The organism is Actinomycetospora succinea (assembly GCF_004363095.1).
GTDB classification, from domain to species: domain Bacteria; phylum Actinomycetota; class Actinomycetes; order Mycobacteriales; family Pseudonocardiaceae; genus Actinomycetospora; species Actinomycetospora succinea.
Window position 1 is genome coordinate 1 of record NZ_SNYO01000018.1, and the last position, 3,062, is coordinate 3,062.

At 59.8% G+C, this 3,062-nt stretch carries 2 rRNA genes (1 of these 2 running past the window's edge); both read right to left on the bottom strand.

The annotated features are described in order from the left end of the window. Positions 1-19 precede the first annotated feature (19 nt). A 5S ribosomal RNA gene (rrf, locus tag EV188_RS31250) occupies positions 20-136 on the bottom strand. 145 nt (positions 137-281) lie between these two features. Further along, positions 282-3,062: ribosomal RNA gene (locus EV188_RS31255) — 23S ribosomal RNA — on the bottom strand; it runs 434 nt beyond the window's last position.

The following is a 3,062-nucleotide window of genomic DNA, read 5'->3' on the forward strand; positions in this document are numbered from 1 at the left end:
GTGTGGGGGTGGTCGGGTGTTCCGGCGGTGTCCTACTCTCCCACGACCTGTCGGTCGCAGTACCATCGGCGCTGGAGGGCTTAGCTTCCGGGTTCGGGATGGGTCCGGGCGTTTCCCCTCCGCTGTGACCACCGGAACACCCCACCACCCCCACAAGCCTGGAAGGCCCCGTGGGGTGGGGTGTGTGGTCGTTGGGATATGCACAGTGGACGCGAACTCTTGTGTTCGTTACGCATTTGCTTGCCGGTGTTACTGGCACGTCGTGGTTGCTTGACGTGTGTGTGGGCAAGTCCTCGGCCTATTAGTACCAGTCCACTGAACGCCTTGCGGCGCTTACATGTCTGGCCTATCAACCCACTGGTCTGGTGGGGGCCTTAACCCTCGAAGGGTGGGAGACCTCATCTTGGAACAGGCTTCCCGCTTAGATGCCTTCAGCGGTTATCCTTTCCGAACGTAGCCAACCAGCCGTGCCCCTGGCGGGACAACTGGCACACCAGAGGTTCGTCCGTCCCGGTCCTCTCGTACTAGGGACAGCCTTCCTCAAGTCTCCTGCGCGCGCGGCGGATAGGGACCGAACTGTCTCACGACGTTCTAAACCCAGCTCGCGTACCGCTTTAATGGGCGAACAGCCCAACCCTTGGGACCTACTCCAGCCCCAGGATGCGACGAGCCGACATCGAGGTGCCAAACCATGCCGTCGATATGGACTCTTGGGCAAGATCAGCCTGTTATCCCCGGGGTACCTTTTATCCGTTGAGCGACACCCCATCCACCTGGTGGTGCCGGATCACTAGTCCCGACTTTCGTCCCTGCTCGACCCGTCGGTCTCACAGTCAAGCTCCCTTGTGCACTTGCACTCGACACCTGGTTGCCGACCAGGCTGAGGGAACCTTTGGGCGCCTCCGTTACCCTTTGGGAGGCAACCGCCCCAGTTAAACTACCCACCAGGCACTGTCCCTGAACCAGATCATGGTCCGAGGTTAGATGCCCAATTCGACCAGAGTGGTATTTCAACGTTGACTCCACGACCACTGGCGTGGCCGCTTCCCAGTCTCCCACCTATCCTACACAAGCCGAACCGAGCACCAATACCAAGCTGTAGTGAAGGTCCCGGGGTCTTTCCGTCCTGCCGCGCGTAACGAGCATCTTTACTCGTAGTGCAATTTCGCCGAGTCTGTGGTCGAGACAGCGGGGAAGTCGTTACGCCATTCGTGCAGGTCGGAACTTACCCGACAAGGAATTTCGCTACCTTAGGATGGTTATAGTTACCACCGCCGTTTACTGGCGCTTAAGTTCTCAGCTTCACCTTGCGGTTAACCGGTCCCCTTAACGTTCCAGCACCGGGCAGGCGTCAGTCCGTATACATCGTCTTGCGACTTCGCACGGACCTGTGTTTTTAGTAAACAGTCGCTTCCCCCTGGTCTCTGCGGCCCCACCCCGCTAACCCGCAAGGGGTTTCACGGGACAGGGCCCCCCTTCTCCCGAAGTTACGGGGGCATTTTGCCGAATTCCTTGACCACAGTTCGCTCGAACGCCTCGGTATTCTCTACCTGACCACCTGTGTTGGTTTGGGGTACGGGTCGCGTAGGAACTCGCTAGAGGCTTTTCTCGGCAGCATGGGATCACTCTGCTTCGCCTCAAACGGCTATGCGTCACGTCTCAGCCTCGATGGCCCGCGGATTTGCCTACGGACCGGCCTACACGCTTGCACCAGCACTACCACTAGCTGGCGGAGCTGCCCTCCTGCGTCACCCCATCGCTTGGCTACTACCAGGCGGGGTCCCGCGCTCCCCACCACCAGCTCCCGAAGGAGACTGGGGTGGTTCGGGCGGTTAGCACACCTGGATTCGCCAGGGACGCGCCTACACGAGCACGGGAATATCAACCCGTTGTCCATCGACTACGCCTGTCGGCCTCGCCTTAGGTCCCGGCTCACCCTGGGCGGAAAAACCTGGCCCAGGAACCCTTGGTCATCCGGCGGCAGAGTTTCTCACTCTGCTATCGCTACTCATGCCTGCATTCTCACTCACACGGGCTCCACGGCTGGATCACTCCGCCGCTTCACCGCCCGCATGACGCTCCCCTACCCAACACCACCACCAGCCAACAACCAAAGTTGAAGACAGTGTCCGTGGTGTTGCCGCGGCTTCGGCGGTGCGCTTGAGCCCCGCTACATTGTCGGCGCAGGACCACTTGACCAGTGAGCTATTACGCACTCTTTCAAGGATGGCTGCTTCTAAGCCAACCTCCTGGTTGTCTGGGCGATCCCACATCCTTTCCCACTTAGCGCACGCTTAGGGGCCTTAGCCGGCGATCTGGGCTGTTTCCCTCTCGACGACGAACCTTATCGCCCGCCGTCTCACTGCCGCGCTCGAGCTCACCGGCATTCGGAGTTTGGCTGACTTCAGTAAGCTTGTAGGCCCCCTAGGCCAACCAGTGCTCTACCTCCGGTGAGTAACACGCGACGCTGCACCTAAATGCATTTCGGGGAGAACCAGCTATCACGGAGTTTGATTGGCCTTTCACCCCTACCCACAGCTCATCCCCCAGGTTTTCAACCCTGGTGGGTTCGGGCCTCCACGCCGTCTTACCGGCGCTTCACCCTGGCCATGGGTAGATCACCCCGCTTCGGGTCTAGAGCACGCGACTCGAGATCGCCCTGTTCGGACTCGCTTTCGCTACGGCTACCCCACACGGGTTAACCTCGCCACGTACCACTAACTCGCAGGCTCATTCTTCAAAAGGCACGCCATCACCCCGCTACAAGAGCTAAGGCTCTGACGGCTTGTAGGCACACGGTTTCAGGTACTATTTCACTCCCCTCCCGGGGTACTTTTCACCTTTCCCTCACGGTACTTGTCCGCTATCGGTCATCAGGGAGTATTTAGGCTTACCGGGTGGTCCCGGCAGATTCACAGCGAATTACACGGGCTCGCTGCTACTCGGGCACGCCACAACGCATGCTCGCAGTGTTTTCGTCTACGGGGGTCTCACCCTCTACGCCGACGCGTCCCAACGCCTTCGACTAACACCACGAACACCCGCACCGACACGGCAGTATC